The organism is Streptomyces sp. NPDC005774, assembly GCF_042871645.1.
Classification (GTDB): Bacteria; Actinomycetota; Actinomycetes; order Streptomycetales; family Streptomycetaceae; genus Streptomyces; species Streptomyces pratens.
In genome coordinates this window covers 1-25,817 of the sequence record NZ_JBIAIV010000015.1, presented here as the reverse complement: position 1 = coordinate 25,817, position 25,817 = coordinate 1, and the positions used below count along the sequence as shown (strand labels likewise).

Here is a 25,817-nt window from a genome sequence, read left to right as displayed (position 1 = left end):
CGACTACGGGAACGAGTACTGGGCCGGCCCCACCCTCAGGTCGTGACCGTGGGTGCGGGAGGAGTCCAGCGGTGGGAGCGGCGCACGGTGCCACTGACCCCGTAGTCCTTCTTCAGCTGTTCGGGAATGGCGTAGTGCATGACGCGACCGCGGGTGAGGGAGGACAGCTCGAGCACGGTGGTGAGGTGGCCGAGGCGGTCCAGGGCCCAGGCGCCGAGCGGAGAGCGGTCCTCGATGCCTTCCAGGACGCCGAGCAGGGACGGGACGGCCTTGGCGACGTTGTCCCAGGCGGTGCGGGGCACCTGGAGCCAGTCGGCGCAGGTGTCACCGATGAGGTAGCGGATGAGGGCGGAGACGATGGGGTCGAAGAAGGTGCCGGGGACGACGTCCTCGTAGAGGTCGATCAGTTGCCGGGTCAGGTGGGCGCCCTCCTCGGAGGGGCCCATGTGGCGGATCATGTACAGGTCGAGGAACTGCCGGGCTTCCTCCAGGTTCTTGGGCACGGCGTCCTGGTCGACGCCGAGGATCGCTCCGACCACGCGCCAGGCGTAGAAGTACGCTTCGGCGCCCTCGGTGGACATGTGGATGTTCAGGCGGTGCAGGCTGTCGAGGACGAGGAGGGAGAAGAACATCTGGCCGCCGATCAGGTCCTCCTGGCAGATCGGCGTCCCGAGCGTCTCGGTGTCCCAGCGGTTCTCTCGCTTGAGGTGGTGGCGGATCGACGCGTGCAGGAGGCGCACCTTCTGCGCGGCGGGGAGGAAGCGGCTGCCGGCCTCGAAGGCGTCGGGCTGCATCAGGTAGACGGTGAACTGGCCGGTCTCCGCCATCCGTTTGGACGGGTAGTCCAGTCCGTGGGTGGTGGACAGCAGCCGCGCCACGTGCGGGACGACGTAGCAGGCGGGCATCGAGGCGAAGGACAGCGCGGTGGAGATGTGGACGTTGTTGTCGATGAAGAACAGCCGCGCCTTCTCCATCTCGCCCCAGTCCACCCAGGACGGCGGCATGCTGGTGGCCTGCAGGTACTCGCGGGCGACGTAGGGCAGCCCTTCGGGCAGGGGGGAGCCGGCGGTGGAGACGTGGCGCATCAGGGTGTTGAACGTGCCCACCTCTCCCCGTTCGAACAGGGTGGCCACGACGGCGTCGGCGAGTTCGTCGCCGGAGTGGCGCAGGGCGTTCATCGAGGCTTCGGTGTAGGTCGTCATGTCAGCGGTCCCTGTTCATCGGGCAGCACGGCACCTGGGCCGACGGCCTTTACGGACGGGTCAGTTACGGCGGTCGGTGACGTCAGTTACGGCGGTCGGTGACGTCAGTTGCGGCGGTCGGTGACGGAGCGGGCAAGATCGGTAAGGGCCCGCCGCGCGTGCTGCGGCATGCCGAGCCCGTCGAGGTGGCCGACGGCTTCCCTCACCCGGGAGACGATCATGTGCTCCACCGCCTGGGGGGCCTTGAGCGCGGTCATCAGATCCCGCACGTCCCGCAACTGTTCCTCGTCGAGGTCCCGGCGTCCCAACACGCCGGCGAGGTGATCACGCTGGGCGGGAAGAGCGGCCTGCCAGGCCTTGGCCAGCAGGGTGGTGGGCCGGTGGCCGCGGAGGTCGTCCCGGCTGTCCTTGCCCGTGTCACCGGGCTCGCCGAACAGCCCCAGCAGGTCGTCGCGCAGCTGGAACGCCTCCCCCAGCGGCAGCCCGTAGGCGGACAGGCCGGCACGCAGTACGGGGGAGGCGCCCGCGAGCAGGCTGCCGATGAGCAGGGGTTGCTCGACGGTGTACTTGGCGGTCTTGTAACGCACGACCTTCAGGGACACGTCCGGGTCCGGACCGGTGCCCGTACTCAGGATCTCCAGGCACTCCCCCGCGATCAGTTCCCGGGCGAGTTGCGCCCACATCGGCCGGGCTCGGGTGAGGTAGGCGGCGGGCAGGCCGCTCACGGCGAACAACTGCCCTGCGAGGGACATCAGGTGATCGCCGACCAGCATGGCCAGGGAGCGGGCGGCGGAGCGCGCCCGCGGTCGCCCGGCCAGGTAGGTCCGCAGGGCGGTGTGGACGGTGGGCAGGTGATGGCGCAGGAGGCTGTCGTCGATGATGTCGTCGTGGACGATCGCCGCCGCGTGGATCAGTTCCATGGAGGCCGCCGCTCGCACCAGGGCGTCGCTGTCGGGCTGGCCGGCGGCACGCCACCCCCAGTAGCAGAAGGCCGCGCGCAGCCGCTTGCCGTGCCCGGCCGCCGACTGCAGCTGTTCACCCACCGGCTGGAGAGCGGGGTCGATCCGGACGAGGTGTCCGGCTTCCTCGACCAGGAATTCACCCAGAATCGTGTCGATGCGTTCCTTGAACGCGGCCGGCTCCCACCGCTCAGACATCGCCACCGCATGCCGCCCGCCGGGCGAGAACGTGCTGGGCCAGCACCTCCAGGTGGGCGGCGGGGGCGACGGCGCAGCGGTCCAGTGCGATACGGCCCCGGGACATCAGGTCCTGCTGCGTGTCCTTGGCGATGTCGGCGCCGTCGGAACGGCGCAGCATCTGCCGGACCGTCCCGACGGCCGATCCCACGGTGCTCACCGCAAGGTCCGCCAGCCCTGCGACGAGCAGAACCGCCTGCTCCTCGGCGCGCGGTCCACTGCGCGGAGTGTCGGTCATGCTGATGCCCCCTCGTACCGGTTCACCCACCGCGGTCGCCGACTCGCGGCAACCGTCGGCATCAGCTTGACGCCACGCTCACTGCGCAGGGCGTGCATTACCGGATCGAGCGACAGACCGGGACAGACGTGCGAACAGCGGCCCTTCCCCTCCGCACGGACCGGACCGCGGACGCGAGCACCGGCGAGCGGTCGGCCGTTCCGCCCTTGCATGCTGCCTTGGACCGGTGAGCGCGGGCAGGCGGACCGGCTGCTGTCCGGGCTGTTCCCACTGGCCCTGGAACTACGCCTGACCACCGGCACCCTGCGGGCGAAGATCTTCGTAAGGCCGGACATGACTGATGCGCGGCAAGGCCGGGCGGGCGATCTCCGCGTGCCCGCTCCCGATGCGTGAGTTCCTCCAACGGACAGTGGACACCCATGAACAGCACGTCCTCGGGGTGCAGGACCGACAGGCAGTCGAGCAGCCGCCACGGCTCGCTGAGCACGTGGTCCACGATCACGTCGTTGCCCACCTCGGCCATGGCCGCAATCGAGCGGTGGAAGCCCATCCTGGTCCGTCGCAGCGCCGTGTCGAGCTCCTCGGGCCGAGGGCCCGCTTGGTGCGCATCACGTTGAAGCTGTCCACCGCCAAGTGGAAGAAGACACCGTCGTCGAGAACGTTGAGCAGTTCGCAGGCTATGCTCGACTTTCCTGAACTGGACGTGCCGTTAAGGAAGATGATCCGGCCGGCTGTCGTGCGGGCATGATCACACGACTGCCGCTCCGGCGTATGGCCTGTGGGCCTCCCACCTCAGGACAGGCCTGTGGTGCCATCGTGGTGAGGCTGAGGAATCATGCACACCGGCAATACCGCCTCTTCACCAGTAAAGTACTTGGCTTTCGACAGTTACTGCTGCGGGAACGGTTGTCGCAACCCGTTCTCCAGCAGCGCGAAGGCGTGTTCTGCGTCAGCCACCGCCCCCGCATAGCGGGCGTCGGCCGACTCTCCGGCCGCCAGGCGATCGGCGTTGTCCTCTGCCAGTGTCCAGCGGACCACGACGATCTGGGCGGCGGCCAGCCGTGCCGTGAGTTCTGGAATGGCTGCCGTCTCGTGCAGCGCCTGGGCGAGCGCGCGTTCGGCGCCGGTCTTGAACCGCTCCATCCGGGCCACCAGCGAGGGCGCGTCGACGATCATCCGGTGGACTCTGCGCACCTGGGGATGGTCGTTGAGTCCGGTGATCGGGTCCCGCTCGCGCAGCCCCTTGAGGTAGTGCTCACGCACCGCGGTCAGCGGGTCAGTGCGGGGTGGGCGGGCCCGCACGACGCGTGCGAGTTCGGTCTCGTGGTCGGCGAGCCGATGCACCACGAGGTCTTCCTTGGTCGGGAAGTAGGCGAAGAGCGTGCGCTTCGACACCTCGGCCGCCTCGGCCACCCGGACCACTGAGACCTGATTGAAGCCGTGTTCGAGGAACAGCGCGATCGCCGCATCGGAGATCGCCGCGCGGGTCCGCTGCTTCTTTCGCTCCCGCAGTCCTGGCTTGCCGTCCACGACGCACACCGTAACAGAAAGCTCCCCCAAGGGCATTTCTGCACCCGGTGTATATTTCCACCAAGGCGAGAGACGAGTGAGATGGAGTGAGGATGCTGGCTGAGATCGAGACCGAGGTCGTCGTCTCGGGCGCCGGCCCGACCGGACTGATGCTGGCGTACGAGCTGGCCCTGGCCGGGGTGGAGGCGCTGGTGCTGGAGAAGCTGCCGCAGCGCATCGAGCAGGTGAAGGGCGGCGGGATCCAGCCGCGTACCGCGGAGCTGCTGGAATCGCGCGGACTGCTGGAGCCGTTGCTGAAGCGGGCCACGCCCCATGCGCCGGCCGGCGGGCACTTCGCGGCCCTGCCCGTGCCCTTGGACTGCACCCCCTGGCAGACCAGGCACCCTTTCCCGATCGCGATCGCCCAGTGGGAGGTCGAGGACGTGTTCGAGGAGCGGGCGATCGCCGTCGGCGCGCGGGTTCTGCGCGGAAACGCCGTCTCGGGGGTCGAGTCGGACGACGACGGTGTGGTCGTGACGGCGGAGGGTCTGCGGGTGCGGGCGCGCTACCTGGTGGCGTGCGACGGCGGCCACAGCACCGTGCGAAAACTGCTCGGGCTGCCGTTTCCCGGCAGGCCCGGGACCCATCAGGCGGTGCTGGCCGATGTCCGCCTGTCCACCGTGTCGCCGCTGGTGCCGCAGCAGATCGGACACATGAGCACGCTGATGCGCCAGGCGGACGGCTACTGGGCCATGCTGGTCCCCCTCGGCGGCGACCGGTACCGCTTCACCTTCGGGCGCACGGACAAGGCGGACACCGCCACCGACAGCCCCGACACCGTCTCCCCCGAGGAGATCACCACCGCGCTGCACGCCGTGTACGGCGATGAGACCACCCTCGCCACCGTGGAGAACTCCTCCCGGTTCAGCGACGCCACTCGCCAGCTGGAGCACTACCGTGCGGGCCGCGTCCTGTTCGCCGGCGACGCCGCACACATCCACCCCCCACTGGGCGGCCAGGGCCTCAACCTCGGCATCCAGGACGCGTTCAACCTCGGTTGGAAACTGGCCTCGACCCTCCAGGACCGAGCCCCGGACGGCCTCCTGGACACCTACCACGCCGAACGGCACCCGGTCGGAGCCCAGGTCCTGCACCACACGTCGGCACAGCGGGTCCTGGCAGACCCGAACCCGAGCGAGGACGTGGCCGCCCTGCGCGACATCTTCATCGACCTGCTGCGACTGCCCGACACCAACCGCCACCTCGCAGGACTGATGTCCGGCCTGTCGCTGCGCTACGAGCTGTCCGGCGACCATCCGCTCACCGGACAACGCATGCCGGACGCCGATCTGGTCACCGAGGCCGGCTCCACCCGGCTGTCGACGCTGTTCGGCTCGGGGCACGCCGTCCTGCTCGACCTGGCCGGAGCCGTCCCGGCCGACCTCCGTCTCCCCGCACGGGTCGACCTCGTCCGCGCCACGTCCGCCGACGACCTGGGTGCTGCTTCCTTGCTCATCCGTCCCGACGGCTACGTCTGCTGGGCAGCGGACAGCTCAGCCCCCACCCACAGCATCACCTTGGAGGCCGCAATCGCCGGCAACCTTGCGAAGGTGCCCTGAGCCGGGTGTCCACCATGGCCCGACTGCATTCACGCGATCAGCGGCCCCTCCGCACGCCCTCGCCCGCCCGCGCATCGTTGCCACCGAGGAAGTCATCCGCGCCGCCCGCGATCTCCTGCCCGCCCCAGACCGCTCAATCACCTCCATCGCCAAGCTCCTCGGCGGCTCGCCGGGCACCCGCTACCACCACCTCCCCGACCTCCGCGCGATGTGCCAGGGCTGCCACCTGCACTACGGCCAGGACCACCAAGCCCGTACCCGGGCCGAAGCCCACCACGCCGCGCTCGAGGCCTCCAGGCAGCCGGCGTTCGAGCTATAGCCGGAGCACGGCCGAATCCGCTGGCCAAGCCCATGATCAATCTCGCGGCAGCGGGTATCCAGTGCCTGCGCCGAGCGTTGCGCGCCTCTGCGGCAAGTGACGCGCGGCTGCTGCTCCGGCCGACATGCACGCCTCCTTCGGTCTGTCACGCCGGCTGCTTCAGGAACCCCCCTTCCAGGTAGGCCAGTTCCCCGTCGTTGCGCAGTGCCTCGACCGGTTGCCCGTCCAGATGCGGGTCCTGGGTGCGAGACTCCATCGGGCACAACAGCCACAGGCGGAAAAGGTGGCCCGGGAAACCCGGGCACCACGCGGGAGTCGGCAGGTCGTCGAACGGTCGGAGCGCGTCCGCCAGGTCAGGAGCGGGCCGTTCGGGTTGTTCACGCGGGAGGAGACCTACACCGTCGACGTGCCGCGGACCGGGACCGACGAATTCTGGGTACTGCAGTCCCGGTCCTGGCACAAGTCGGAGCACGGACGCGGGAATCAGCCGGACGAGGATCAGAGGGCGTTCTACGAGTACTGCCTCACAGTGGAGGGCGGCCTGGTGGTCAGGTTGACCTCGGAGACGGAGGTGTTCTTCAAAGGAGCATTGACATTCTGGGACAAAAATACGTCCGAGCAGCCGATGACCGCCGACGATGTGCTGCTTTTCGATTTCGAAGCCGAAAGATATTACCGGGAGAAGGGAAAAATTCACGATCGAGACCGACCGCGACCCCGACCACAAACAGCTCAAGCACCACGCGAAGGGCGTCGGGCTCTCCCTGGCCCTGAAACGCCTGCACCAGAGCTGAAGTAGGTGTTTTTGAACTTGACACCGGGTTAGAACTCATTGGCAGGTGGTGACCTGGCTTGAGCGCATCCAGATAGCCTGAGCTACCTCGTACTTCAGTCAGAAGGCGCCGCGCGTTCGTCGCCGCGGGGTCATCGACTGCTGTCGAGGACGGAGCGCAGCACCGGCCGGTGCCTCTCTCACGTGGCGGCTGGCACGTGTTCGCGGTTCTCGGTGAATGTGCTGTGTCGGTAAAAGGAGTAGGCCTTGCTCACTGCCTGGAGGAGGTTGGCAAGGGCGAGAGCCGTCCACAGGGCGGCAAGCCCTCCGGCTGTGGCTACCGGAGCGGCGACAGCGGCCAGGACTCCGTAGCAGATGAAGGTCGACACGAAACTCGGCACGGTGCGCTTGAGACCGATGAGGCCGAAACCGACGACTGCCTGCAGCGCGTCGGTGACGACCACGGCCAGCACCAGCGGCAGAAGGTCCGTGATCTGCGGCCGCACATCGGCATCCTGGGTGAACAGCGGAACGACCCACGAACTGAGGACCATCACCGTTGCCGCGATGAACCCCACAACGGCCAGTGCCAGCCACGTTCCCGCCCGAACGCTGCGGCGGATACTCACGCGGTCGTGCTTCTCCGCATAGTCGGAGATCAGAGGGATGGTGGCCTGACCGACCGCCACCGCAGCTGTGAAGATGAGGTTGACCAGGGAGATGCCGACGCTGTGCACCGCGGCGCTGTTGGTCCCGATCCTGGCCGCCGCGAAGGTCAACACGCCCAGGACGGCGAACTTGACGAGTACCGTGCCGGCCAGCGGAATCCCCACGGCGCCCAATGTCCAGACCTGCTTCACATTAGGCCGGCCTGGATATAGAGAGCGGCCGATCAGCACGGTAGAGCGGCGGAGGGCCACCTGGTTGAGGCAGGCGCTGATCATGCTGGAGGCGAGCATGGCGACGCCTGCCCCGGTCAGGCCGTAACCCGGCAGCGGGCCGGGACCACCCACGAGGAGGACGGAGAGCGTGGCGGATGCGGCAGTGCCGAGCAGTCCGGCCTGCATCACCAGCTTTGAGTGGCCCAGCGCAACCAGGACGGACGTAGCTGACGAGCTGACCGCGATGGCGAGCACGCTGCCGGCCAGCAGGAAGGGGAAGATCCCCAGCTGGTCGAGAACGATGCGGGGGACCCCGGCCGCTTGGCCGATCAGAGGAACTGACGCAACCGCCGCCGCGGCGATGGCACCCACGGTGATCGCGAGCCACATCCCGCTGCGCACCACGGACAGGAGACGGTCAGGATCCCCCTTGCGCGGCGTGACAAACGGCATCACGCCGCGCAGCGCGCCCGCCACCGTGGCGGTAGCGGGGCTGAACACGGCCATGGCGACGGCGAAGGCCGCGAGCGTAGCGGTGGAGTGGTTGCCGAGCAGCGCGGTGTCTACCAGAGCGCCGGCTGATGCGGCGATCATCGTCAGGTACAGCGGGAGCGCTGCCGCCGCTATCCCGAACCACGTACTGCGTCCGGCCGGTCCAGTCCCCTTGCTGATCACGGGTTCGATCATCACACTGCGGGAGCCGACAGGTCAGCGGAAGTGGCGAACTCGGTCCTGCCGGCTCAGCGGGCGGGCGTCACCGTGATCATCACGGGCAGGCCCCCGGCCCGGTCACCATGACGTGACCGGTAAGAAGGGGCGCCGGCCCCGGTCACCGTCCACCGTGACGCGGGCGCGACACGCCGGGGCAGGGCGTGAACCGGGGGCGCTCGAAGCACCAGGCAACCGCTCCCGACTTCCCTGCAAGACCAGGGGCGTGCGAGGTGACCGCGAGGCGTTCGGCTACGGCGTTTCCGTAACGCCGTTCCGTAACGCCGTTCCGTGACGCCGTTCCGTGACGCCCGCCGCTGACGGCATGCCTTCACCCGGCAGCGGTCCGAGCAGTACACCGCCGCCCTCGACCGCTCCACCCCCGCCGTCCACGACCGCCCGCACACCGGGCACTCCGCCTGCTCGCCCTACTGCATCGCGATGACTCTCCGCCGGGTCTGCTGAAGCCTCCGCCACCGCCGTGACCTGCACCGACCCGAGCAGAACACCGCCTCCGCCGCCCTTGTCCGCGGCAGCGGATCACCGCACTTTCGGCAGTACCGCCGAGCCGTCTTGTCAGCCCCCACAACCCAGATCATCCAGCCGTACCCACCCCACGGCCAGGGATCAAAACACCTACCGAGCACGGCCGCCCGGTGAGGAGGGCCTGCACTCGACCGGCCCTCTGGAGATGTCTCCACCTGGCAGATGCGGCCGGCTCAGCTTCCGGGCAAGGGCTGGACGACATACGTCATGTGCTGGATGTTGCCTGCCCGAAGCCACTCGGTGTGGCTGCCGGAGTCCTCAACCAGGCGTCTCGCATGCCGACGCGGCAGGTCGAAGGGCCGGGCGGCTTACCCCACTCCGCCGGGAGCACCCGTACCGCTGCTGCGCCTGCGCGGTGGCTGCTCCCCGGTGTTCCGTCCCGCACGGGTGTTCCACGGCGCGTCGGCCGAGCGCAGGCGGCCGAGGCCGCTCAGCGCGGCACGGGCCGCGTTGGCGCCGGGGGCGCCGTGCACTCCGCCGCCGGGGTGTGCGGAGGCCGAGGCGAGGTACAGGCCCTTCACCGGCGTCTCGGGGCGTCCGGTGCCGGGCGTCGGCCGGAACAGCAGTTGCTGGTGCAGGGACGCCGTTCCGCCGTTGATCGCGCCCTCGTGCAGGTTGGCGTCCATGGACTCGAGTGTGCGCGGCGAGAGAATACGCCGGGCCGTGACGCGGGAGCGGAATCCCGGCGCCCAGCGTTCGACTTCGTTCTCCATGCGGTCGGCCATGGCTTCCTCCTCCCGCCGGTCCCAGAGCCCGGTCAGCCCGTCCTCGCCCGCGTCGCCTTTGATCCGTTGCGGGACGTGGGTGTAGGCCCAGGCCGATTCGGTGCCGGCCGGTGAGCGGGTGGCGTCCGTGGTGGACATCTGCCCGAAGAGGATGAAGGGCCGGTCGGGCACCCGGCCCGTCGCGAGCTGGGCGGCGAAGCGGGTGAGACCGTCGACGCCGTCGGCCAGGTGGACCGTTCCCGCCGAGGCCGCCTGCCCTGCCGTCCAGGGCACGGGGCCGTTCAGCGCCCAGTCGACCTTGAAGGTCCCGGAGTCCCACTGGAACCGGCCCAGGTCCTTCAGCAGCCGGCCGGGGAGGTGCTGTGCGTCGACCAGTTCGCCGTACAGGGCCGGTGCGGACACGTCGGCGAGTACGGCACGACGCGCCGGTACGGACTCGCCCCCCGCGGTGCGTACGCCGACGGCCCGCCCGCCGCGTACGACGATCTCGGTCACGCGCTCCCCGCAGCGGACCGCACCGCCGCGCCGCTCCAGCCGGCGCACCAGGGCCGCCGTGAGCGCCCCTGCTCCTCCCACCGGCACGGGAAAGCCGTAGGCCTGTCCGAGCATGCACATCAGCCATCCGAAGCCCCCGCTGCCCACCGCTTCGGGGCCGAGATCCGCGTGCAGCGCGCTGCCGGCGAGCAGCAGCCGTCCCGCCTCGCCGCGGAACGACTCCTCCCCCAGGCGACGGACGGGCAGCAGCAGGGTCCGTGCCAGGCGAAGACCCCCGGCCGCCCGGAGCCCGGCGGCGAGCCGGAGAGAGGCCCGGACCGGGGGGAAGGGGGTGAAGAGAGCACGCAGGACGTCCGGGCTCAGGCGCTCCCACGTGCTGCACAGGTCGAGCCAGGCGGCCCCGTCGCCCGCCACGAACGTGTCCAGGCCCGCCGCCGTGTCGGCGGCCGAGCGTGCGAGGACGGCGCACCGGCCGTCCGGCAACGGGTGCGCCAGGACGCGCGGGGCATGACTCCAGGCGAGCCCTTCCTTCCCCAGCTCCAGCTCCCGGAGTACCGGGGAGGCGGCGGCAAGGGGGTAGAAAGCGCTGAAGACGTCGCTCACGTAGTCGGGGTGGACGCCGCGATCGCTGCGGACCGCGCCGCCGGGTTCCGGCTGGGCCTCCAGAACCTCCACGCTCCATCCCGCGTCGACGAGCTTGTTCGCGGCGACGAGACCATTGGGTCCCGCACCGATGACCACCGCGTCCGGCATCGTCGCCTCCTGGCGTTCTCGACGGGCCCGTCGCTCTGCCGGGCCCCCAGGGCTCCCCCGGCCCCCAGGGCTCCCCGGCCCCTCGGGCAGGGGCCGGCCCGTTGTCAGGCCGGTTCGTGCGCGTGTTTCGGGGTCTTCTCCACCGTGTCGGCCAAACGGGCGAGCATCATGCGGTGGCGCAGCTGGATCAGCGCGTCCACGGCTGTGTTGTGGAGCTTCCCGGCCGGTCCACGCAGGGGGTGTTCGTCCATGGTCACCAACGCGTTCTCGCCCCACTGCCGAACCTCGACGGCGATTCGTGCGGTGCCGAGCCGCCCGCCATCGGCCTCCAGTTCCAACACGTGCGGCGCCTCACAACGCCGGACGACGGTGCTTCCCGCCACCGACCACCGTCCCAGCCGGATCTTGTACGTGATGCTGGAGCCGACCTGCGGCCATACGCCCTCTCCGGGCCGCGAATCCGATGTGCCCACCACCCAGTCGCCGTAACGCGTACTGTCCGCGAGAACCGCCCAGACGTCCTCTACGGAACGTTTGACCAATCGGTGTCGTACAGCCATCGGTCCTCCAGCTCTCGTCGGACGCACCAGGCCTTCCGGTACCCGGCCCCTCCGGCCTCATTCGTTCACTCTCGCAGGCATCCGAGGGATCCGCCGCCCGCCGGACATCGCGCCAGGTACCGCCCTTTCCCCATGGCCCACGTGGGAAGACCACCTGGATTCGGTCGCTCCGTTCCGGGAACAGGAAAGTTCTCCTCTACTGACGCAGGAGGCGGAAGATGACGAACGGCGAACAGGGCTCCCACGACCCCGTGACCAAGCACCCCCAGCCGGAATTCCCCCAGCAGGAGCAGTCGGTTCCGGGCTGGACGGGCCCCATGGACCCGCCGCCGGACCACGGCGAGAAGTCCTACCGGGGGCACGGTCTCCTCACCGACCGCAAGGCCCTGGTGACGGGCGGGGACTCCGGCATCGGGCGGGCTGTCGCGCTCGCCTACGCCCGCGAGGGCGCCGACGTGCTGTTCAGCCATCTGGAATCGGAGGAGGAGGACGCCCGCGAGACGGTGCGGCTGATCGAGGAAGCGGGGCGAAAGGCCGTAGCGGTCGCCTGCGACATCCGCGAAGAAACGCAATGCCGGGAACTCGTCGAACGAGCGGTCTCCGAGTTCGAGCGCATCGACATCCTCGTCAACAACGCCGCCTACCAGATGTCCCAGCCCGACGGAATCAGCGCCATCTCCACGGACCAGTTCGACCGTGTGGTCCGCACGAATCTCTACGGCATGTTCTGGCTGTCCAAAATGGCGCTGCCCTTCATGCCCAAAGGCGGATGCATCATCAACTCGGCTTCGGTCCAGGCGTACAAGCCGAGCCCGCATCTGCTGGACTACGCCATGACCAAGGGCGCGATCGTCACCTTCACCCAGGGCCTCGCGCAGATGGTGGCGCAGGACGGTATCCGGGTCAACGCGGTGGCACCCGGCCCGGTCTGGACGCCGTTGATTCCCGCGACCCTGCCCGACACGGCCGAGTTCGGTAAGCAGTCCCCTCTGGGCCGGCCCGCCCAGCCCGCGGAAATGGCCCCCTGCTACGTCTTCCTCGCCTCGCCCCAGGCGAGTTACATCACCGCCGAGATCGTCAACGCCACCGGCGGCACCCCTCTTCCGTAGCCCACCCGACGGCCGTCCTCGCGAGCGTCCGTCAGGCAGAGCCCCAGCGCCTGCCTGACGGAGGTGGCGCCTCGGGAAGAGGTTGCCTGTGACGCGGAGCGCGTGCTGCGGGGGCGCGCCGGACAGGGAAGGAGTCACGATGCTGTCATCGGTCGACTCGGCGGTGCACGTCCAGTTCATCGGCAACGCGACCCTGCTCGTACGGTACGGATCCCTGAACCTGCTCACCGACCCGAACTTCCTGCACCGCGGGCAGCACGCGCATCTGGGGTACGGACTGCTGACGAAGCGGCTGAAGGAGCCGGCCGTCACCGTGGACCAGCTTCCCGCCGACCTGGACGCCGTTGTTCTCTCCCATCTGCACGGGGACCACTGGGACCGGGTGGCCCGCAGAAACCTCGACCGGGCCCTGCCCATCCTCACCACCCCGCACGCGGCGCGACGTCTCCGGGTCTTTCAGGGTTTCCCCCACGTCAGGGGTCTGCGGGAGTGGCAGCACCACACCCTCGCCAAGGAAGACCACCAGGTTCGCCTGACCGCGCTGCCCGGACGCCACGCCGTCGGGCCTCTGCGCGGTCTCCTGCCGCCGGTCATGGGGAGCATGCTGGAGTTCGGCCCGGTGGGCGGGCCGGTGCGCCTGCGCGTGTACGTGTCGGGGGACACGCTCTTCTTCGACGGAGTGGAGGAGATCGGCAGGCGCTACCCGGACACGGACCTCGCGGTTCTGCACCTGGGCGGCACTCGGCTGCCGGGGGGTTTCGTGGTCACCATGGACGGCAGGCAAGGAGCGGAACTCAGCCGGCGTCTCGGTCCGCGGTTCGTGCTTCCCGTGCACTATGACGACTACACGGTGATGAAGTCGCCGCTGAGCGCGTTTCTCGAGGAGATGGACCGTCGCGGCCTCGGTGAGCGAGTCGTCCACTGCGACCGGGGCCGGGTGGCGACCATCACGCCGGACGGCCCGACGGTGAACGTCACCTGACCGGCTTCCACCGGCTTCTGCCGCGTGGCGGGCGGACCGCCGGTCAGCGCCTCGGCAGCCGGTGCAGGGTGACCTCGCCCGGCACGCCGTCCGTCACGGCGAGCGTCATGTACGTGCAGTACGGCTGCCGCCTGCGGTCCGTCGGCGACCCCGGGTTCAGCAGGCGCGGGCCGCCCGGCGCACTGGTGTCCCAGGGGATGTGGCTGTGACCGAAGACCAGGATGTCCAGGTCGGGAAACCGCTGGGCGCAGCGGGCTTCCCGCCCCCGTGCCGGGCCCGTCTCGTGAACGACGCCGAACCGCAGGCCTCCCAGCTCCGCTCGGGCCACCTCGGGCAGCCGCTCGCGCAGCTCGGGACCGTCGTTGTTGCCGAACACACCGATCAGCCGCCGTGCCCGTGCCTCCAGCAGGTCGAGCGTGGGGGCGTCGACCCAGTCCCCCGCGTGCACCACGACGTTGGCTCGCTCCACCTCGTCCAGCAGTTCGGAGGGCAGCTGCTTGGCGCGTAGCGGCACATGCGTATCGGAGACCAGTAGCAGCCTCACGGGTGACACCGTCCTCCTCCCCCGACGCGGCGCGGGAGCGCCTGCGGTGCCGGGCGGTCGTTCGCGGCCGGTCCCTGCCGCGGTGCGTGCTTGATCACGCCCCGCCGAGTACCCCGTCCCGTCCCCCTGAAGTCTCCGGCCGGACGGGGCGCCGTCCGGTTGCCGGGCGGCTCACCCGGATGCCGCGGTCGGCCGCCTCGCCGCCCTGCGAGTGGGTAGGCGTACGGGTCGGCAGGTGGAGTCCGTATCGGGAAGGCAGCCCCCATGAACGCATCGGTCCACCGGCCCCCCGTCCGCCGGGCAGGGCCTGAGCCACGCAGGTCGATGGTGGTGTGCGGTGTGATCGGGGCGGCGGTGATGGCCGCGGTCGACGAGATCGTTTTCCACCAGATCCTGGGGTGGCACCACTTCTACGACCGCTCCACCACCGGCGTGGGTCTCCTGTCGGACGGGTTGCTGCACACCGGTGAGCTGCTGGCGCTGGTCGCCGGGTTCTTCCTCTACGCGGATCTTCGCCGCCGCGGCGCTCTGGCCCCGGTCCACTCGTGGGCCGGCTTCTTCCTGGGGCTGGGGCTCTTTCAGTTGTTCGACGGGATCGTCGACCACAAGTTGCTGCGCCTGCACCAGATCCGCTACGGCGTGGACCTCGCCCCGTACGACTGGGCCTGGAACCTCGGCGGTCTGGTTCTGCTCCTGACCGGCCTGGTGCTCGGTGTCCGCGCCGCCCGCCTCGGGCGGTCCGGGTCGGCGTCGTGATCCTCGCGCACGCCCATCCGGCCGCGGGCCCCGGCCCGTCTGACCTGTGGGAACTGGCCTCCGTGGTGGTCGCGCTCCTGGTGACCGTCGCCTATGGGACGGCCACGCGCCGTCTGTGGCGTCGCGGGGACACCTGGTCCTGGTGGCGGGGGGCGTCCTTCACCGCCGGGAGTGCCGGTGTGGCGTGGGCGGCCGCGGGCCCACGGCCGGGCGGGCCGTTCACCGCCCACATGGTCCAGCACCTGATCCTGGGCATGGCGGCCCCTCTGCTGCTCGTACTGGCCCGCCCCCTCACTCTGGCCCTGCGCGTTCTGCCTCCCGGCCCGGCGCGGCGGGGTCTGCTGTCTCTCGCGCGTTCCCGCCCCGTCGGTTGGCTGGTCTTCCCACCACTGGCGGCTCTGCTCGATGTCGGAGGGCTGTGGCTGCTGTACCGCACGGAACTGTTCTCGGCCATGCAGCACCGTCCCCCGCTGCACGCCGTGGTGCACGCGCACGTCCTGGCCGCCGGGCTGCTCTTCACCTTCGCCGTCTGCCGGCTCGACCCGGTGCGCCGCCGCTGGGGCCTGCCCTTGTGCGGGACAACCCTGCTGGCCGCCGGCGCCGCGCACGCCGTGCTCGCCAAGACCCTGTACGCGTCTCCGTCGCCCGGCACCGTCCTCGCCACCGCCGACCTGCACACCGGCGTCCAGGTCATGTACTACGGCGGCGATCTGGTGGAAGCCGCGCTCGGAGTCGTGCTGGCCGCCTCCTGGTACCAGGCGACCGGCCGCGCCCAGAGGCACCGCCGACGCCGGGCGGACTCGGCCCACGGGCCACGAGCGGTGACCGGGGCACCGGCCGAACTGGAAGCCGCACCCCCTGCCGCCGCACCCTCTGCCGCCGCACCGTCTGCCGCCGCCCGCCCGGAGGCCGTGCCCGAACGGAGCGGCGCACTCACGGCGGACGCGCAGCCCGCGGTCGGCCGCCCGAGCGGCGGCACCTTCGGCTTCGCGGAAGTCGCGCGGCAAGGGTCGCAACGGCTCCGGAGCAGCACGGGGGCGGACACTGCTCATCGACCCCGTTGAGGGAAACGGCCCGAGCGACACACCCTGGCCGCACCACCGCAGGGCAGAGCTCCTCCGCGGTGGGCGCGGGAATCGCCACGCACTCCATGTGCGAGGTCATCGGCACGTCACGTCACGTCGAGAGGGTGATCGCTCCCTTCCTGCGGGCTCGATCCGGTGTCCGGTGGCGCGGTCCTGATGATCAACGGGATGTGGAGCTGGACTCGGTGGCTGTCGATGTGTCGGGGTGGAGGGTGAAGACTCGGTCCAGGCCGGCGATGCGCAGGATCCGGGCGGTGTTGGCGGGGACTGCGGCCAAGGCCATGTCGCCGCTCTGTTCCACAGCCAGGTTGCGTGCCGCCAGTAAAGCGGTGATGCCGCTGGAGTCGCAGAATTCCAAGCCGGCCAGGTCCAGGACCAGCAGTTGCCCACCGGCCAGGGTGAGACGGTTCACGGCCTGACGGAGTTCGGGTGCCGTCGTGTGGTCGAGGTCACCGGTGATCTCCAGTACGGGACCGGTGGCTGCGTCTCGGGCAGTGATCGTCAGCGGGCTCATGTCAGGTCTTCACTCGTGAGGGTGGGGAGCGGGGCGGGCACGCCGAGGGCGAGCAGCGCTGTGTCGTCGTCGAGTCCGTCGCCGAAGCCGGCGAGGAGCCCGGTCAGAGCGGTGATGAGGGCCTGGGGTCCCGTGGCGGGCTGTTCGGAGGTGAAGGCGCGCAGGGCGTCCTCACCGTAGAGCTCACGCTGGGGCCCGGTGCGGGCTTCGGTCAGGCCGTCGGTGTAGAGCAGCAGGGTGTCGCCGGGGGACAGCCTGGTGCGGGCGGGGGTGAACTGGGCCTGGGGCAGGGCGCCGATGAGCATGCCGTCGGGAGTGGGCAGGTAATGCGCGGTGCCGTCGGCGCGCTGGATCAGTGCGGAGGGGTGGCCGCCGGAGGCCAAGTGCACGCCGACGTGGTCGCTGCCCGGGTGCAGGACGCCGAAGACGGCGGTGCAGTACCGGGGGTCGCTGCCGGTGTACCGCTCGTGCAGCACGGTGTTCAGGGTGGTCAGCACGGTGACGGGGTCCGGGTCGTGCAGGGCTGCCGCCCGCAGCGTGTAGCGGGCCAGCGAGGTGACTGCGGCGGCCTGGGGGCCTTTGCCGCACACGTCGCCGAGGAAGAACGCCCACCGGTCCGCGCCGAGGGGGAACAGGTCGTAGAAGTCTCCGCCGAGGAGATCCGGAGAGGCGGTGTGGTAGTGGGAGCCGGTTTCCAGTCCCGGAACCGTGGGGAGCTCGGCGGGCAGCAGGCTCTGCTGGAGGACGGCGAGGGCCTCTTGGAGTCGTTTGCGGTCGACCTCGGCCTGCCGGCGCGCTTCTTCGGCTTCCCGGCGTCCGCGCAGCAGCTCGGTCTCGTAGGCGCGGCGGTCTCGGGCGTCGAAGATCGTGGTGCGGATGAGCATCGGTTCGCAGTCGTCGCTGCTCTTCACCTTCGAGGTGACGAGCACCGGCATCCGCTGCCCGTCGGTGGCTTTGATGTCCAGGGCGATGCCGCCGACCTCGCCGTTCATCTGCAACAGCGGGGCAAAGTGCGTCTCGTGGTAGAGCTTGCCGCCCACGGTGAGCAGATCGGTGAACCGCATCCGTCCCACCACCTGCTGCCGTGAAAGGCCCAGCCACTCCAGAAGGGTGGCGTTGATCTTCGCGATGGTGCCGTCCATCAGCGTCGACAGATAGCCGCAGGGCGCCTGGTCGTACAGCTCCTCCGCGCTGTCCTCCAGCAGGACGGCGAAGGCCACATTGGTGGCTTCCATGTCCTGCTCCCCGTCCGGACGTTGGCCGCCGCGGCCCATCAGCGGACCGCTTTTATGAAGTCGGTGATCGCCACCGCGGTGGCCTGCGGTGCGCTCAGTTGCGGGCAGTGCCCCGTCGCATCCAAGGTGACCAGGCGGCTGTCCGGGATCGCGTCGTTGACGTAGGCACCGACCTCGCGGGGGGCGATCACGTCCTTCTCGCACTCCAGCACCAGCGTCGGCACCGTGACCGTCTTGAGGTCTTCGCGGCTGTCGGACAGGAACGTCGTGCGGGCGAAGACCCGGGCCATGTCCGGGTCGGTCGCGCAGAACGAGGTGGTCAGCTCCTGGCCGAGTTCGGGCCGGTCCGCGTTCCCCATGATCATCGGGGCCATCGCCGCCGACCAGCCCAGGTAGTTCGACTCCAGCGACTCCAGCAGCTCACCGATGTCGTCCGCGCTGAACCCGCCCCGGTACCCGTCCTCGTCGATGTAGCAGGGCGACGGCGCCACCATCACCAGGCGGGAGAACCGCTGGGGTGCCTCGGCCGCTGCGAGGACCCCGACCATGGCACTGACCGAATGCCCCACAAAGATCACATCCCGCAGGTCCAGTTCCTCGCAGACATCCAGCACGTCCGAGGCGTAACCCTCCAAAGAGCTGTAGCGCTGTTCGCTCCAGGCCGAAGGGTCCGAGCGGCCGGAGCCCACGTAGTCGAAGAGCACCAACCGGAATTCCTCGGCCAGCAGGGGGACCACCAGGCGCCACATGTTCTGGTCACAGCCGAACCCGTGCGCCAGCAGGAGCACCGGCCCGTCCACACGGCCGGTGACGGTGATGTTGTTCCTGCGACGGATATCCATGCCCACCGTTTTCCCACCACTCGGGGCGAGCGAGCCGAAAGCGGGGCCGCTGGTCCGGCTGTGGGAGGAGTGACCTTCCGTAGGTGCGGGGTTCATTCAGAACCTTCCTCGATGCGGCCCGTATCAAGGAATTCCCGTCACGCGAAAGCGGTGCGAGGATCACCGGAAAGAGCCGAACGGAATGGGAAAGAAAATCCGACCTGTAGTGAATCAGGTACGGATGCGGGCAATGGCGGCCCCGCGTGTGAGCCCACTACGGGAAATGCCCGCAGCGGGTGCCCGTACCCCGAGAGGTGCGGACCCCCGCCGCAGAGTGGGCGTCGGCGTCAGGCCGGAACGATGTTCTCGGCCGTCAGGCCCTTCTGGCTCGGCGCGATGTCGAAGGTGACCTTCTGGCCTTCGAGCAGTTCGCGGAAGCCCTGGGCGGCGATGTTCGAGAAGTGGGCGAACACGTCGGCGCCGCCGTCCTCCTGCTCGATGAAGCCGAACCCCTTTGCCGCGTTGAACCATTTCACGGTGCCAGACGCCATGTCATATCTCCTTTGGGGCAGTAAGCACGCCGGGACCCGTAATATGCGGATACCGGGTCGCCGCGATGATGCCCCTCCCGGAACGACCGGAAATACAAAAATGCTCCCCGGCTGAAAGTGCCGCTGGAGGCGCTTGAAGTATGGGAACCAAGACTGCAACTGATATCGACAGTAGCACGCCATAGTGGCCGGCGTGTGATATGTAATTCCATTCTGTCTGGTGGGGTAAGAACACTCCCGACGCGGCGCGTTGAACTCTCACCTCGCGGTCGTAGCTATTAATCCACCCGGAGCGCAAAGATGCGGGCAGAGCGGTCACCGTTCACGAACACGTCGGCGCCGCCGTGCCGATCCGCCGGAACCCGGGTGCACCGCCCCAGGACGCCGGTGGTCCGGTGGTCCGGTGGTCCGGTGGTCCGGTGGTCCGGTCCATGGTGCGGGTGGGGTGGCCGTCGTCATCGAGACGGCCGTACGAGTCGCGTGCCGCCACCGCCCCTCCCCGCGGAACGCGTGGAGGGGCCCTGGTGCCATTGGCACCAGGGCCCCGAAGGAACTGCTATACCATCTGCCGACCCTGGTACTGCGCCGGCCTTCTGTGTCCGCAGACCCGACCGAGATGCTGTCGGGGGTGCGGGGATCGCGGTTGCTCGACCGGAGACCACCTCACTATCGATGTCCTGCGGTACCCGGGCTCAGACATCCGCCCGGGCGATCCTGATGGCGCCTGGCTCCTCCGTTCTTCCCTCGGTGATCAATCACTTGCCTACTGCTGGTACTGCTCTCTTGCGTACTACCGGTGATGCGAACTACTGGTGGCCTCGCGAAGCGCCACTCTTCGACAGCCAGCCCCGTCGCCCGTCCTGCGCCTGCTCCGGCTTGGAACCCCACTGCCGAACCTCCCGGTGCGCGCGCCCGCAGCCGACGCCTTCACCGAGGTACTGCTCACTGACTTCACTGCGGGGTACCGCGAACTGCACTTACCGGTACTGCCACCGCGTCAACCGCGGTCCTGCCGGCGGCGGCCCCTGATCACTGCGGGCCACCCGGTCCGGTCGTCAGCCCCGTCGCCGCCCTGCAACCGCTCTGGCTTCGAAACTCCACCACCGCACCGTCCTGCGCACTACGTACTGCAACTGCGTGTACCGCTGCCCGGCAGTTCATCTCTGCCGGGCCTTGCTCGATCTCGGCTACGAGAGAAACCATAACCACACCACCGCCCAATGTCTACCCTGACGATCACAGGTTTTCGCGCGTCGGCTGGAGAGGGAGTCGACCTCGACCACTGATGGAGCAAGCGGCGGCACCGCTGCCGACCCGCGACGGGTGGCCTCCCAAGGCTTGGCCGCTGCCCCGATGGGGCCCAAGGTCGGAATCGGCGGCCCTGCACCCGACGGCCACCCGCCGCCGCTCCCTCCGGCCTGTCCGTAGGGGCGGGACAGTGAGGCCCTGCGGGTCTTGCGGGCATGGTCGAAGCGGATGGGGGTGTGCGTCCCGTCGTGGCGTCCCGCTGTGTGGTGTAAGGAATCTGAAGATGGCGTCGCGGGTCGGGGCCGGTCGCGCCGCTCGGCGGGAGGGAGATCGAGCGACCCGGCAAGGCGGTGTACCGGGCCTTGCCGGGGGCGGCCGGCTGCTCGTGCGGGCGGTCCTCCGTGACCGCTCCGGGGGAGGGCGGCCTCGCCGCGTGTCGCCCCCCGGGACACTCGCCCACGCCCCGGGGGCGACACACCGCCCCAAAAGCGTGAGCACTTTGGCCACCACTGTCCCGATGCCGCTCGTTTGAGCGCTTACATGACACATGTCCGCCGACTGCTCACGCTTTTCCGCAGGGCACCCGTCTCCGGCCCCGCGGTGTCGGGGCCGCGGAGATCCCCTGCGCCACACAGCGGGACGCCATCGTCCCGTCGGCCCGGATGCGCGTGCAGATCACGAAGGCGGTCGGTTCTGCGTCGTAGGTCGCTTCTCAACCGCAGCACCGAGAAACTGGCGGGCGTCGGCGCGCTGGGCGTTGGTGATTTGCACAAGCCGAGCAACGTCGACAACCGAAGCGCTCACCGCTCAGCCCGCTGACGTGCAGGAATGCCTCACCCGCCTGAACAAGGCGAGCAGGGCCCTCGCGGCTCGGCCCGAATTCCGCCCCCGCAGTCGGGTCCTGTGTCAACCGCCGAGGGCGACCGGGGCAAGATCGGAAGCCAGTTGGCGCACGGCCGCCGCCACCGCCTCACGTGCCGTGCTGAACTGGAAGCCGTCCCCGCTTGCCATGGCCATGGAGACTGTGTACCGGTCGACACCGTGGGCGGTCAGTATCGGTCCCACGACAGTAATACCCGGGCGAGTTGTGGTGGAAAAACGCAGGGCCCAGTGGCTGGTAAAGGGATAGAGCCGGCGCAGTGCCGGTTCGGCGTGGGCTGCTTCGACCAATGCCTGGTAGGCGGGTCCCCAGGGGTACTCCAGCTCGCTTGCCTCCGTGCGCAGGTGGTGCCACTCGCTTTCCGTCAAGCGGGCGGGGTCGAGGTCCGGCACCTCGAAGCGGCCGCTCAGGTGCACGAACGGGGCGGCTCGTCGGATGTCGCCGAGTGCTTCCCCGTCGCGCCATGCCCGTGCGGCTGCGGCGACCTGCGCCAGATCATCCGTCCTGCCGTCGAGGAGTTCCAGGTCCTGGAACGAGTCGGTGCCCCTGATCGACCATCGCCGCTCGTGGAGCCGGGCGTCGATCCGCAATGGGTTGCGGTACGGCAGGGTGCAGTCGATCGAGGCGAAGGTCAGTGGCTCGGATTCCGAGCTCGCCATCGGGACAGAGGTCAGACGGTCCTCTGTCACGGCCCGCAGCGCCGCGCCGAGGCTGCCATGGATCGCGATGTCGGGATACAGGACGGCTGGATCGGGAGGTATGGGCACGGCTCCCGATCATCGACCTGCCGTTGTCGACGCCGCTCACCGGTGTCGTCAGGGGCGCTCCACGGCCCCGGATGCGCGGTCGCCCGAGCGTGGCTCCAGGCGTACGACGATGCCTTTGTACGTCGGCGTGTTGCTGGTGTCGGCCACGCTGTCCAGCGGCACCAGGACGTTGGCCTCCGGGTAGTAGGCGGCGGCGCAGCCGGCGGTCGTGGGATAGGAGACGAGCCGGAAGTCCTCTGCACGGCGTTCGGTGCCGTCCTCCCAGACACTGACCACGTCCACCTGGGAGCCGTCCTCGAATCCGAGGGCACGCAGGTCGGCGGGGTGGACGAGCACGATGCGACGCGAGCCGTGGATGCCCCGGTACCGGTCGTTGGTGGTGTAGGGCACCGTGTTCCACTGATCGTGGGAGCGCAGCGTCTGCAGGAGGAGATGCCCGTCGGGGGCGCGCAGCGAATCGAAGCCGTTGAGGGTGAACAGCGCCTTGCCGCCGGGGGTGGGGAAGACACCCTCGTTCACCGGGTTCGGCAGGCCGAAGCCGCCCGGCTTGCGCACCCTGCTGTTGAAGTTCTCGAAGCCGGGGACGACCCGCGCGATGCGGTCCCGGATGGTGCCGTAGTCCGCCTCGAAGTCCTCCCAGGGCACGGGCACCTTGTCGGCCAGTGTCCGGCGGGCCAGCCTGCTGAGGATCGCGACCTCGCTGAGCAGGTGGCTGGAGGCCGGCTCCAGGCGTCCGGACGAGGCGTGCACCTGGCTCATGGAGTCCTCGACGGTGATGAACTGCTCCTCGCCGTTCTGGCAGTCCCTCTCGCTGCGGCCGAGGGTCGGCAGGATCAGCGCGGTGTCGCCGCAGACGGCGTGGGAGCGGTTCAGCTTGGTGGAGATGTGCGCGGTGAGGCGGCAGCGACGCATCGCCTTCTCGGTCAGGTCGCTGTCGGGGGCGGCCCGTACGAAGTTGCCCGCGAGGCCGAGGAAGACCCTGGCCCGGCCTTCGAGCATGGCCCGGACGGAGTTCACCGTGTCCAGGCCGTGCCGGGCGGGCGGAGTGAAGGAGAACTCGCGTTCGAGGGCGTCCAGGAATTCCTGGGGCATCCGCTCCCAGATGCCCATGGTCCGGTCCCCCTGGACGTTGCTGTGTCCGCGTACGGGGCAGACGCCGGCTCCGGGCCTGCCGATGTTCCCCCGCAGGAGCTGGAAGTTCACCAGTTCACGGATGGTGGGCACGGCGTGCTTGTGCTGGGTGAGTCCCATCGCCCAGCAGACGATGATCCGCTCGCTGGCCAGGACCCGGTCCCGCAGTTCCTCGATCTGGCGGCGGGCCAGGCCGGTGGCCGCCAGGACGTCCGGCCAGGAGACGGTGGTGCGGATGTGGTCGGCGAATTCCTCGAACCCACTGGTGTGGTGGTCGATGAACTCCCGGTCCAGCACCGTCCCCGGCGCGGCGTCCTCGGCCTCCAGCAGGAGCAGGTTCAGAGCCTGGAAGAGGGCGAGATCGCCGCCGAGCCGGATCTGGAGGAACTGGTCGGCGATGTTGGTGCCCCGGCCGACGATCCCGCTTGGTTTCTGCGGGTTCTTGAAGCGCATGAGGCCCGCTTCGGGGAGCGGGTTGACGGCGACGATCTGCCCGCCTCCGCGCTTGGTCTCCTCCAGCGCGGAGAGCATGCGGGGGTGGTTGCTGCCCGGGTTCTGCCCCAGGGTGAGCACGAGATCGGCGTGGTGGATGTCCAGCAGGCTCACGTTGCCCTTGCCGGTGCCCAGCGTCTCGTGCAGCGCCGCGCCGCTCGACTCGTGGCACATGTTGGAGCAGTCGGGCAGGTTGTTGGTCCCCAGGGCCCGGGCGAAGAGCTGGAGGACGAAGGCCGTCTCGTTGCCGGCCCGGCCGGAGGTGTAGAAGATCGCCTCGTCGGGCGAGTCCATGGCCCGCAGTTCGTCGGCGATCAGCCCCAGGGCGTCGTGCCAGCTGATCGGCTCGTAGTGATCCGCGCCCGGCCGCTTCACCATGGGCTGGGTGAGCCGCCCCTGCTGGTTCAGCCACCGGTCCGAGCTGCGTGCCAGTTCGGAGACCGAATGCCGCCGGAAGAACTCGGGGGTGATGCGTCGCGTGGTGGCGTCGTCGTTGGCGTGTTTGGCGCCGTTCTCGCAGTACTCGTTCGTGTGGCGTTGGCCCGGCGCGGGGTCCGGCCAGGCGCAGCCCGGGCAGTCGAAGCCCTTGGTCTGGTTGATGTCGAGCAGGTTCAGTGCCGTACGTCGGGCCGAAGTCTCGGCGAGGGAGTACCGCACCGCGTGGGCCACCGCCGGGACACCGGCCGCCCATGTCTTCGGCGGAGTGACCTTCGCCTGCTCGCCGCCCGGATCGCCGTTCGATGACTCTCGCACCACGTCAGCCTTCCGCTCTGTTCCACTCGCCTGCTCCGCTCCCCACCGAGCATGGAAGGGGGCAAATTATGGCTATCTACGGAATATCACCTTATGGAATATGGTGTCACGGCCGGCTCTCAGCCGGTCGGCCAGTTCGGCACTCGCGGCGGCAGACGGTCGGAGTCCGGTTTCACATGGCCGCCACTGATCGTTCCCCGCCACTGTCCGCTCTCCCGGCCCTGGCCCTCGATGTACTTTTTGAAGCGCCAGAAGTCCTCCCGCACCTGCCGGCGGACCAGCCCCAGGGCGTCCCCGGCCCGCTCGGCGGCACCGCGCGGAGTGAAATCGATACGGAAGGCGACGCGGCAACGGGTCTCCCCCAGCGCCCGGAAGCTCACCTCACCGGTCAGGCGGGGCGTCCCCACCGTGCGCCACACCACCCGGTCGTCGGGGCGCTGTTCGGTGATCTCCGCGTCGAACTCGCGGGTCACGCCGCCGAACCTGGTCACCCAGTGCGTCATGGAGGATCGCGACCGGTCCACCCGGCGCACGCCGCGCATGAACCGGGGAAAGCACTCGAACTGGGTCCACTGGTTGTAGGCCATACGGACCGGGACGTCGACGTCGACAGCGCCTTCGATGACGCTCATGGGCGCCTCTCCTCTCCACCACGGGTCAGGGGGCCGTACACCCGCGCGATCGAGTGCCCTCCTCGAACGCTCTCAATCCGGGCGATGTCGTCCCCGGAGCGGGTTCGGCGGCACCTCCGTCGGCTGGTGCCGCACGGCACTGGCCACTACGGGGCACCCGCGGATGGTTGACGCACGCTTTCCCCGGGGACCCGGGGAACTCGAAAGCCCGTGGCGGCGGCTTCCGGTTCCCCGGCCACGACCCGGCCCGCGAAAACCGGAAACCGCAAACCGGAAAGAAGGCGATGTGATGAGCGAGACCACCCCCTCACAGGCGGAGGGAGAGCGGGACGAGGAGGAACGGTTCATGGAGCCTGACTGGACCACTCCCTCCCAGGCCGAGGGAGAACGGGACGAGGAGGAACAGCTCACGGAGCCTGACCGGACCACTCCCTCGCAAGCGGAGGGAGAGCGGGACTAGTGTCCTGCGCCAGAGATCCGTCGGCAGAAGCGGGCGAGGGATTCGAGGATCTCCTCGGCTGTCTTCGTCCAGATGAACGGCCTGGGGTCCTCGCTCCAGTCCTTGACCCACGCGCGGATGTCGGCTTCGAGCGCCTGCACGTTCTTGTGCGCGCCGCGGCGGATCATCTGGTCGGCCAGAAAGCCGAACCACCGCTCGTCGGGTAGGACCGCTGCATTGCTGCAGCGGTCCCCCCTCAGCCTCGATCCACCGCGTAGCGGTCGGGCTGTGGACGGAGAAATCAGAAGAGGTGCCCGCTGACCTGGGATGATGGGAGTTCTGACGCTTCCAACAA

The 25,817-nt window shown here is 69.4% G+C and carries 22 protein-coding genes and 2 pseudogenes; 7 read left to right on the top strand and 17 right to left on the bottom strand.

The window, feature by feature from the left end; genetic code table 11:
* Positions 1-35: 35 nt before the first annotated feature.
* From ACFYQA_RS16150 to ACFYQA_RS16140, 3 genes are all read right to left on the bottom strand, one after another.
* Positions 36-1,202, bottom strand: a complete 1,167-nt coding sequence (locus ACFYQA_RS16150; RefSeq protein ID WP_388917327.1) for an oxygenase MpaB family protein — start codon at positions 1,200-1,202, stop codon at positions 36-38.
* A gap of 104 nt (positions 1,203-1,306) precedes the next feature.
* Positions 1,307-2,359 carry a polyprenyl synthetase family protein gene (locus tag ACFYQA_RS16145; RefSeq protein WP_388917324.1) on the bottom strand — a complete coding sequence of 351 codons (1,053 nt, stop codon included), beginning with the start codon at positions 2,357-2,359 and terminating at the stop codon, positions 1,307-1,309.
* Positions 2,352-2,636, bottom strand: a complete 285-nt coding sequence (locus ACFYQA_RS16140) for a polyprenyl synthetase (RefSeq protein WP_388917321.1) — start codon at positions 2,634-2,636, stop codon at positions 2,352-2,354. Before ACFYQA_RS16140 ends, ACFYQA_RS16145 begins: the two co-directional genes overlap by 8 nt.
* Before the next feature lie 210 nt (positions 2,637-2,846).
* Here ACFYQA_RS16140 and ACFYQA_RS16135 point away from each other — a divergent pair, with 210 nt between their 5' ends.
* Complete coding sequence (locus ACFYQA_RS16135; protein ID WP_388917318.1) at positions 2,847-3,029, top strand: hypothetical protein; 183 nt, start codon at positions 2,847-2,849, stop codon at positions 3,027-3,029.
* Here the strand turns inward: ACFYQA_RS16135 and ACFYQA_RS16130 are convergent.
* Both ACFYQA_RS16130 and ACFYQA_RS16125 read right to left on the bottom strand, forming a co-directional pair.
* Positions 2,974-3,359: pseudogene (locus ACFYQA_RS16130) on the bottom strand (chloramphenicol phosphotransferase CPT family protein); the annotation flags it as partial. The gene ACFYQA_RS16135 and the pseudogene ACFYQA_RS16130 sit on opposite strands and share 56 nt — an antisense overlap.
* A 165-nt stretch (positions 3,360-3,524) precedes the next feature.
* Entirely contained in the window at positions 3,525-4,166 is a 642-nt protein-coding gene (locus ACFYQA_RS16125) for a TetR/AcrR family transcriptional regulator (protein ID WP_388917315.1), read from the bottom strand.
* 92 nt (positions 4,167-4,258) lie between these two features.
* Between ACFYQA_RS16125 and ACFYQA_RS16120 the strand changes: the two genes are divergently transcribed.
* Positions 4,259-5,764: an FAD-dependent monooxygenase gene (locus tag ACFYQA_RS16120; protein WP_388917312.1), complete on the top strand. Its 1,506-nt coding sequence runs from the start codon at positions 4,259-4,261 to the stop codon at positions 5,762-5,764.
* A 1,291-nt stretch (positions 5,765-7,055) separates the two neighbouring features.
* Here the strand turns inward: ACFYQA_RS16120 and ACFYQA_RS16115 are convergent.
* The 3 genes from ACFYQA_RS16115 to ACFYQA_RS16105 form a co-directional block, all read right to left on the bottom strand.
* Positions 7,056-8,423, bottom strand: a complete 1,368-nt coding sequence (locus ACFYQA_RS16115) for an MATE family efflux transporter (protein ID WP_388917310.1) — start codon at positions 8,421-8,423, stop codon at positions 7,056-7,058.
* An 875-nt stretch (positions 8,424-9,298) separates the two neighbouring features.
* Positions 9,299-10,963, bottom strand: a complete 1,665-nt coding sequence (locus ACFYQA_RS16110) for a phytoene desaturase family protein (protein WP_388917308.1) — start codon at positions 10,961-10,963, stop codon at positions 9,299-9,301.
* 104 nt (positions 10,964-11,067) lie between these two features.
* Positions 11,068-11,523 carry an SRPBCC family protein gene (locus ACFYQA_RS16105; RefSeq protein ID WP_388917305.1) on the bottom strand — a complete coding sequence of 152 codons (456 nt, stop codon included), beginning with the start codon at positions 11,521-11,523 and terminating at the stop codon, positions 11,068-11,070.
* Between the two features lie 218 nt (positions 11,524-11,741).
* On the opposite strand from ACFYQA_RS16105, the gene ACFYQA_RS16100 reads away from it, so the two are divergent.
* Both ACFYQA_RS16100 and ACFYQA_RS16095 read left to right on the top strand, forming a co-directional pair.
* Positions 11,742-12,632: an SDR family oxidoreductase gene (locus ACFYQA_RS16100; RefSeq protein ID WP_388917302.1), complete on the top strand. Its 891-nt coding sequence runs from the start codon at positions 11,742-11,744 to the stop codon at positions 12,630-12,632.
* Between the two features lie 139 nt (positions 12,633-12,771).
* Positions 12,772-13,614 (top strand): MBL fold metallo-hydrolase, encoded by an 843-nt coding sequence (locus ACFYQA_RS16095; protein ID WP_388917299.1) that lies wholly within the window; start codon positions 12,772-12,774, stop codon positions 13,612-13,614.
* A gap of 43 nt (positions 13,615-13,657) precedes the next feature.
* On the opposite strand, the gene ACFYQA_RS16090 is transcribed toward ACFYQA_RS16095, so the two are convergent.
* Entirely contained in the window at positions 13,658-14,158 is a 501-nt protein-coding gene (locus ACFYQA_RS16090) for a metallophosphoesterase family protein (RefSeq protein ID WP_388917296.1), read from the bottom strand.
* A 264-nt stretch (positions 14,159-14,422) separates the two neighbouring features.
* Here ACFYQA_RS16090 and ACFYQA_RS16085 point away from each other — a divergent pair, with 264 nt between their 5' ends.
* Entirely contained in the window at positions 14,423-14,914 is a 492-nt protein-coding gene (locus ACFYQA_RS16085; RefSeq protein ID WP_388917294.1) for a DUF2243 domain-containing protein, read from the top strand.
* Positions 14,911-15,978 (top strand): cytochrome c oxidase assembly protein, encoded by a 1,068-nt coding sequence (locus tag ACFYQA_RS16080; protein WP_388917291.1) that lies wholly within the window; start codon positions 14,911-14,913, stop codon positions 15,976-15,978. The genes ACFYQA_RS16085 and ACFYQA_RS16080 overlap by 4 nt, the downstream gene beginning before the upstream one ends.
* Positions 15,979-16,159: 181 nt before the next feature.
* Here ACFYQA_RS16080 and ACFYQA_RS16075 read toward each other — a convergent pair whose 3' ends face one another.
* The 7 genes from ACFYQA_RS16075 to ACFYQA_RS16045 form a co-directional block, all read right to left on the bottom strand.
* Positions 16,160-16,513: an STAS domain-containing protein gene (locus tag ACFYQA_RS16075; RefSeq protein ID WP_388917288.1), complete on the bottom strand. Its 354-nt coding sequence runs from the start codon at positions 16,511-16,513 to the stop codon at positions 16,160-16,162.
* Positions 16,510-17,787 carry a PP2C family protein-serine/threonine phosphatase gene (locus tag ACFYQA_RS16070; RefSeq protein ID WP_388917285.1) on the bottom strand — a complete coding sequence of 426 codons (1,278 nt, stop codon included), beginning with the start codon at positions 17,785-17,787 and terminating at the stop codon, positions 16,510-16,512. Before ACFYQA_RS16070 ends, ACFYQA_RS16075 begins: the two co-directional genes overlap by 4 nt.
* Positions 17,787-18,590: an alpha/beta fold hydrolase gene (locus tag ACFYQA_RS16065; protein ID WP_388917282.1), complete on the bottom strand. Its 804-nt coding sequence runs from the start codon at positions 18,588-18,590 to the stop codon at positions 17,787-17,789. The genes ACFYQA_RS16070 and ACFYQA_RS16065 overlap by 1 nt, the downstream gene beginning before the upstream one ends.
* Positions 18,591-18,916: 326 nt before the next feature.
* Positions 18,917-19,120 (bottom strand): cold-shock protein, encoded by a 204-nt coding sequence (locus tag ACFYQA_RS16060; RefSeq protein WP_388917279.1) that lies wholly within the window; start codon positions 19,118-19,120, stop codon positions 18,917-18,919.
* 2,154 nt (positions 19,121-21,274) lie between these two features.
* Positions 21,275-22,015 (bottom strand): DUF6193 family natural product biosynthesis protein, encoded by a 741-nt coding sequence (locus ACFYQA_RS16055; RefSeq protein ID WP_388917276.1) that lies wholly within the window; start codon positions 22,013-22,015, stop codon positions 21,275-21,277.
* A gap of 48 nt (positions 22,016-22,063) precedes the next feature.
* Entirely contained in the window at positions 22,064-24,391 is a 2,328-nt protein-coding gene (locus ACFYQA_RS16050; RefSeq protein ID WP_388917273.1) for an FdhF/YdeP family oxidoreductase, read from the bottom strand.
* Positions 24,392-24,510: 119 nt separating this feature from the next.
* Positions 24,511-25,023 (bottom strand): SRPBCC family protein, encoded by a 513-nt coding sequence (locus tag ACFYQA_RS16045; protein WP_388917270.1) that lies wholly within the window; start codon positions 25,021-25,023, stop codon positions 24,511-24,513.
* A 289-nt stretch (positions 25,024-25,312) separates the two neighbouring features.
* Here ACFYQA_RS16045 and ACFYQA_RS16040 point away from each other — a divergent pair, with 289 nt between their 5' ends.
* Positions 25,313-25,483, top strand: a complete 171-nt coding sequence (locus tag ACFYQA_RS16040; protein WP_388917267.1) for a hypothetical protein — start codon at positions 25,313-25,315, stop codon at positions 25,481-25,483.
* On the opposite strand, the pseudogene ACFYQA_RS16035 reads toward ACFYQA_RS16040, so the two are convergent.
* A pseudogene (locus ACFYQA_RS16035) lies at positions 25,480-25,817 on the bottom strand (hypothetical protein); the annotation flags it as partial. The gene ACFYQA_RS16040 and the pseudogene ACFYQA_RS16035 sit on opposite strands and share 4 nt — an antisense overlap.

Bases quoted from the DNA above. Each gene is read 5' to 3' on its own strand.
- ACFYQA_RS16150 (WP_388917327.1), bottom strand. From the start codon at position 1,202: ATGACGACCTACACCGAAGCCTCGATGAACGCCCTGCGCCACTCCGGC.
- ACFYQA_RS16060 (WP_388917279.1), bottom strand. From the start codon at position 19,120: ATGGCGTCTGGCACCGTGAAATGGTTCAACGCGGCAAAGGGGTTCGGC.
- ACFYQA_RS16115 (WP_388917310.1), bottom strand. From the start codon at position 8,423: ATGATCGAACCCGTGATCAGCAAGGGGACTGGACCGGCCGGACGCAGT.
- ACFYQA_RS16120 (WP_388917312.1), top strand. From the start codon at position 4,259: ATGCTGGCTGAGATCGAGACCGAGGTCGTCGTCTCGGGCGCCGGCCCG.
- ACFYQA_RS16065 (WP_388917282.1), bottom strand. From the start codon at position 18,590: ATGGATATCCGTCGCAGGAACAACATCACCGTCACCGGCCGTGTGGAC.
- ACFYQA_RS16100 (WP_388917302.1), top strand. From the start codon at position 11,742: ATGACGAACGGCGAACAGGGCTCCCACGACCCCGTGACCAAGCACCCC.
- ACFYQA_RS16070 (WP_388917285.1), bottom strand. From the start codon at position 17,787: ATGGGCCGCGGCGGCCAACGTCCGGACGGGGAGCAGGACATGGAAGCC.
- ACFYQA_RS16140 (WP_388917321.1), bottom strand. From the start codon at position 2,636: ATGACCGACACTCCGCGCAGTGGACCGCGCGCCGAGGAGCAGGCGGTT.
- ACFYQA_RS16045 (WP_388917270.1), bottom strand. From the start codon at position 25,023: ATGAGCGTCATCGAAGGCGCTGTCGACGTCGACGTCCCGGTCCGTATG.
- ACFYQA_RS16075 (WP_388917288.1), bottom strand. From the start codon at position 16,513: ATGAGCCCGCTGACGATCACTGCCCGAGACGCAGCCACCGGTCCCGTA.
- ACFYQA_RS16135 (WP_388917318.1), top strand. From the start codon at position 2,847: ATGCTGCCTTGGACCGGTGAGCGCGGGCAGGCGGACCGGCTGCTGTCC.
- ACFYQA_RS16145 (WP_388917324.1), bottom strand. From the start codon at position 2,359: ATGTCTGAGCGGTGGGAGCCGGCCGCGTTCAAGGAACGCATCGACACG.
- ACFYQA_RS16105 (WP_388917305.1), bottom strand. From the start codon at position 11,523: ATGGCTGTACGACACCGATTGGTCAAACGTTCCGTAGAGGACGTCTGG.
- ACFYQA_RS16040 (WP_388917267.1), top strand. From the start codon at position 25,313: ATGAGCGAGACCACCCCCTCACAGGCGGAGGGAGAGCGGGACGAGGAG.
- ACFYQA_RS16085 (WP_388917294.1), top strand. From the start codon at position 14,423: ATGAACGCATCGGTCCACCGGCCCCCCGTCCGCCGGGCAGGGCCTGAG.
- ACFYQA_RS16095 (WP_388917299.1), top strand. From the start codon at position 12,772: ATGCTGTCATCGGTCGACTCGGCGGTGCACGTCCAGTTCATCGGCAAC.
- ACFYQA_RS16110 (WP_388917308.1), bottom strand. From the start codon at position 10,963: ATGCCGGACGCGGTGGTCATCGGTGCGGGACCCAATGGTCTCGTCGCC.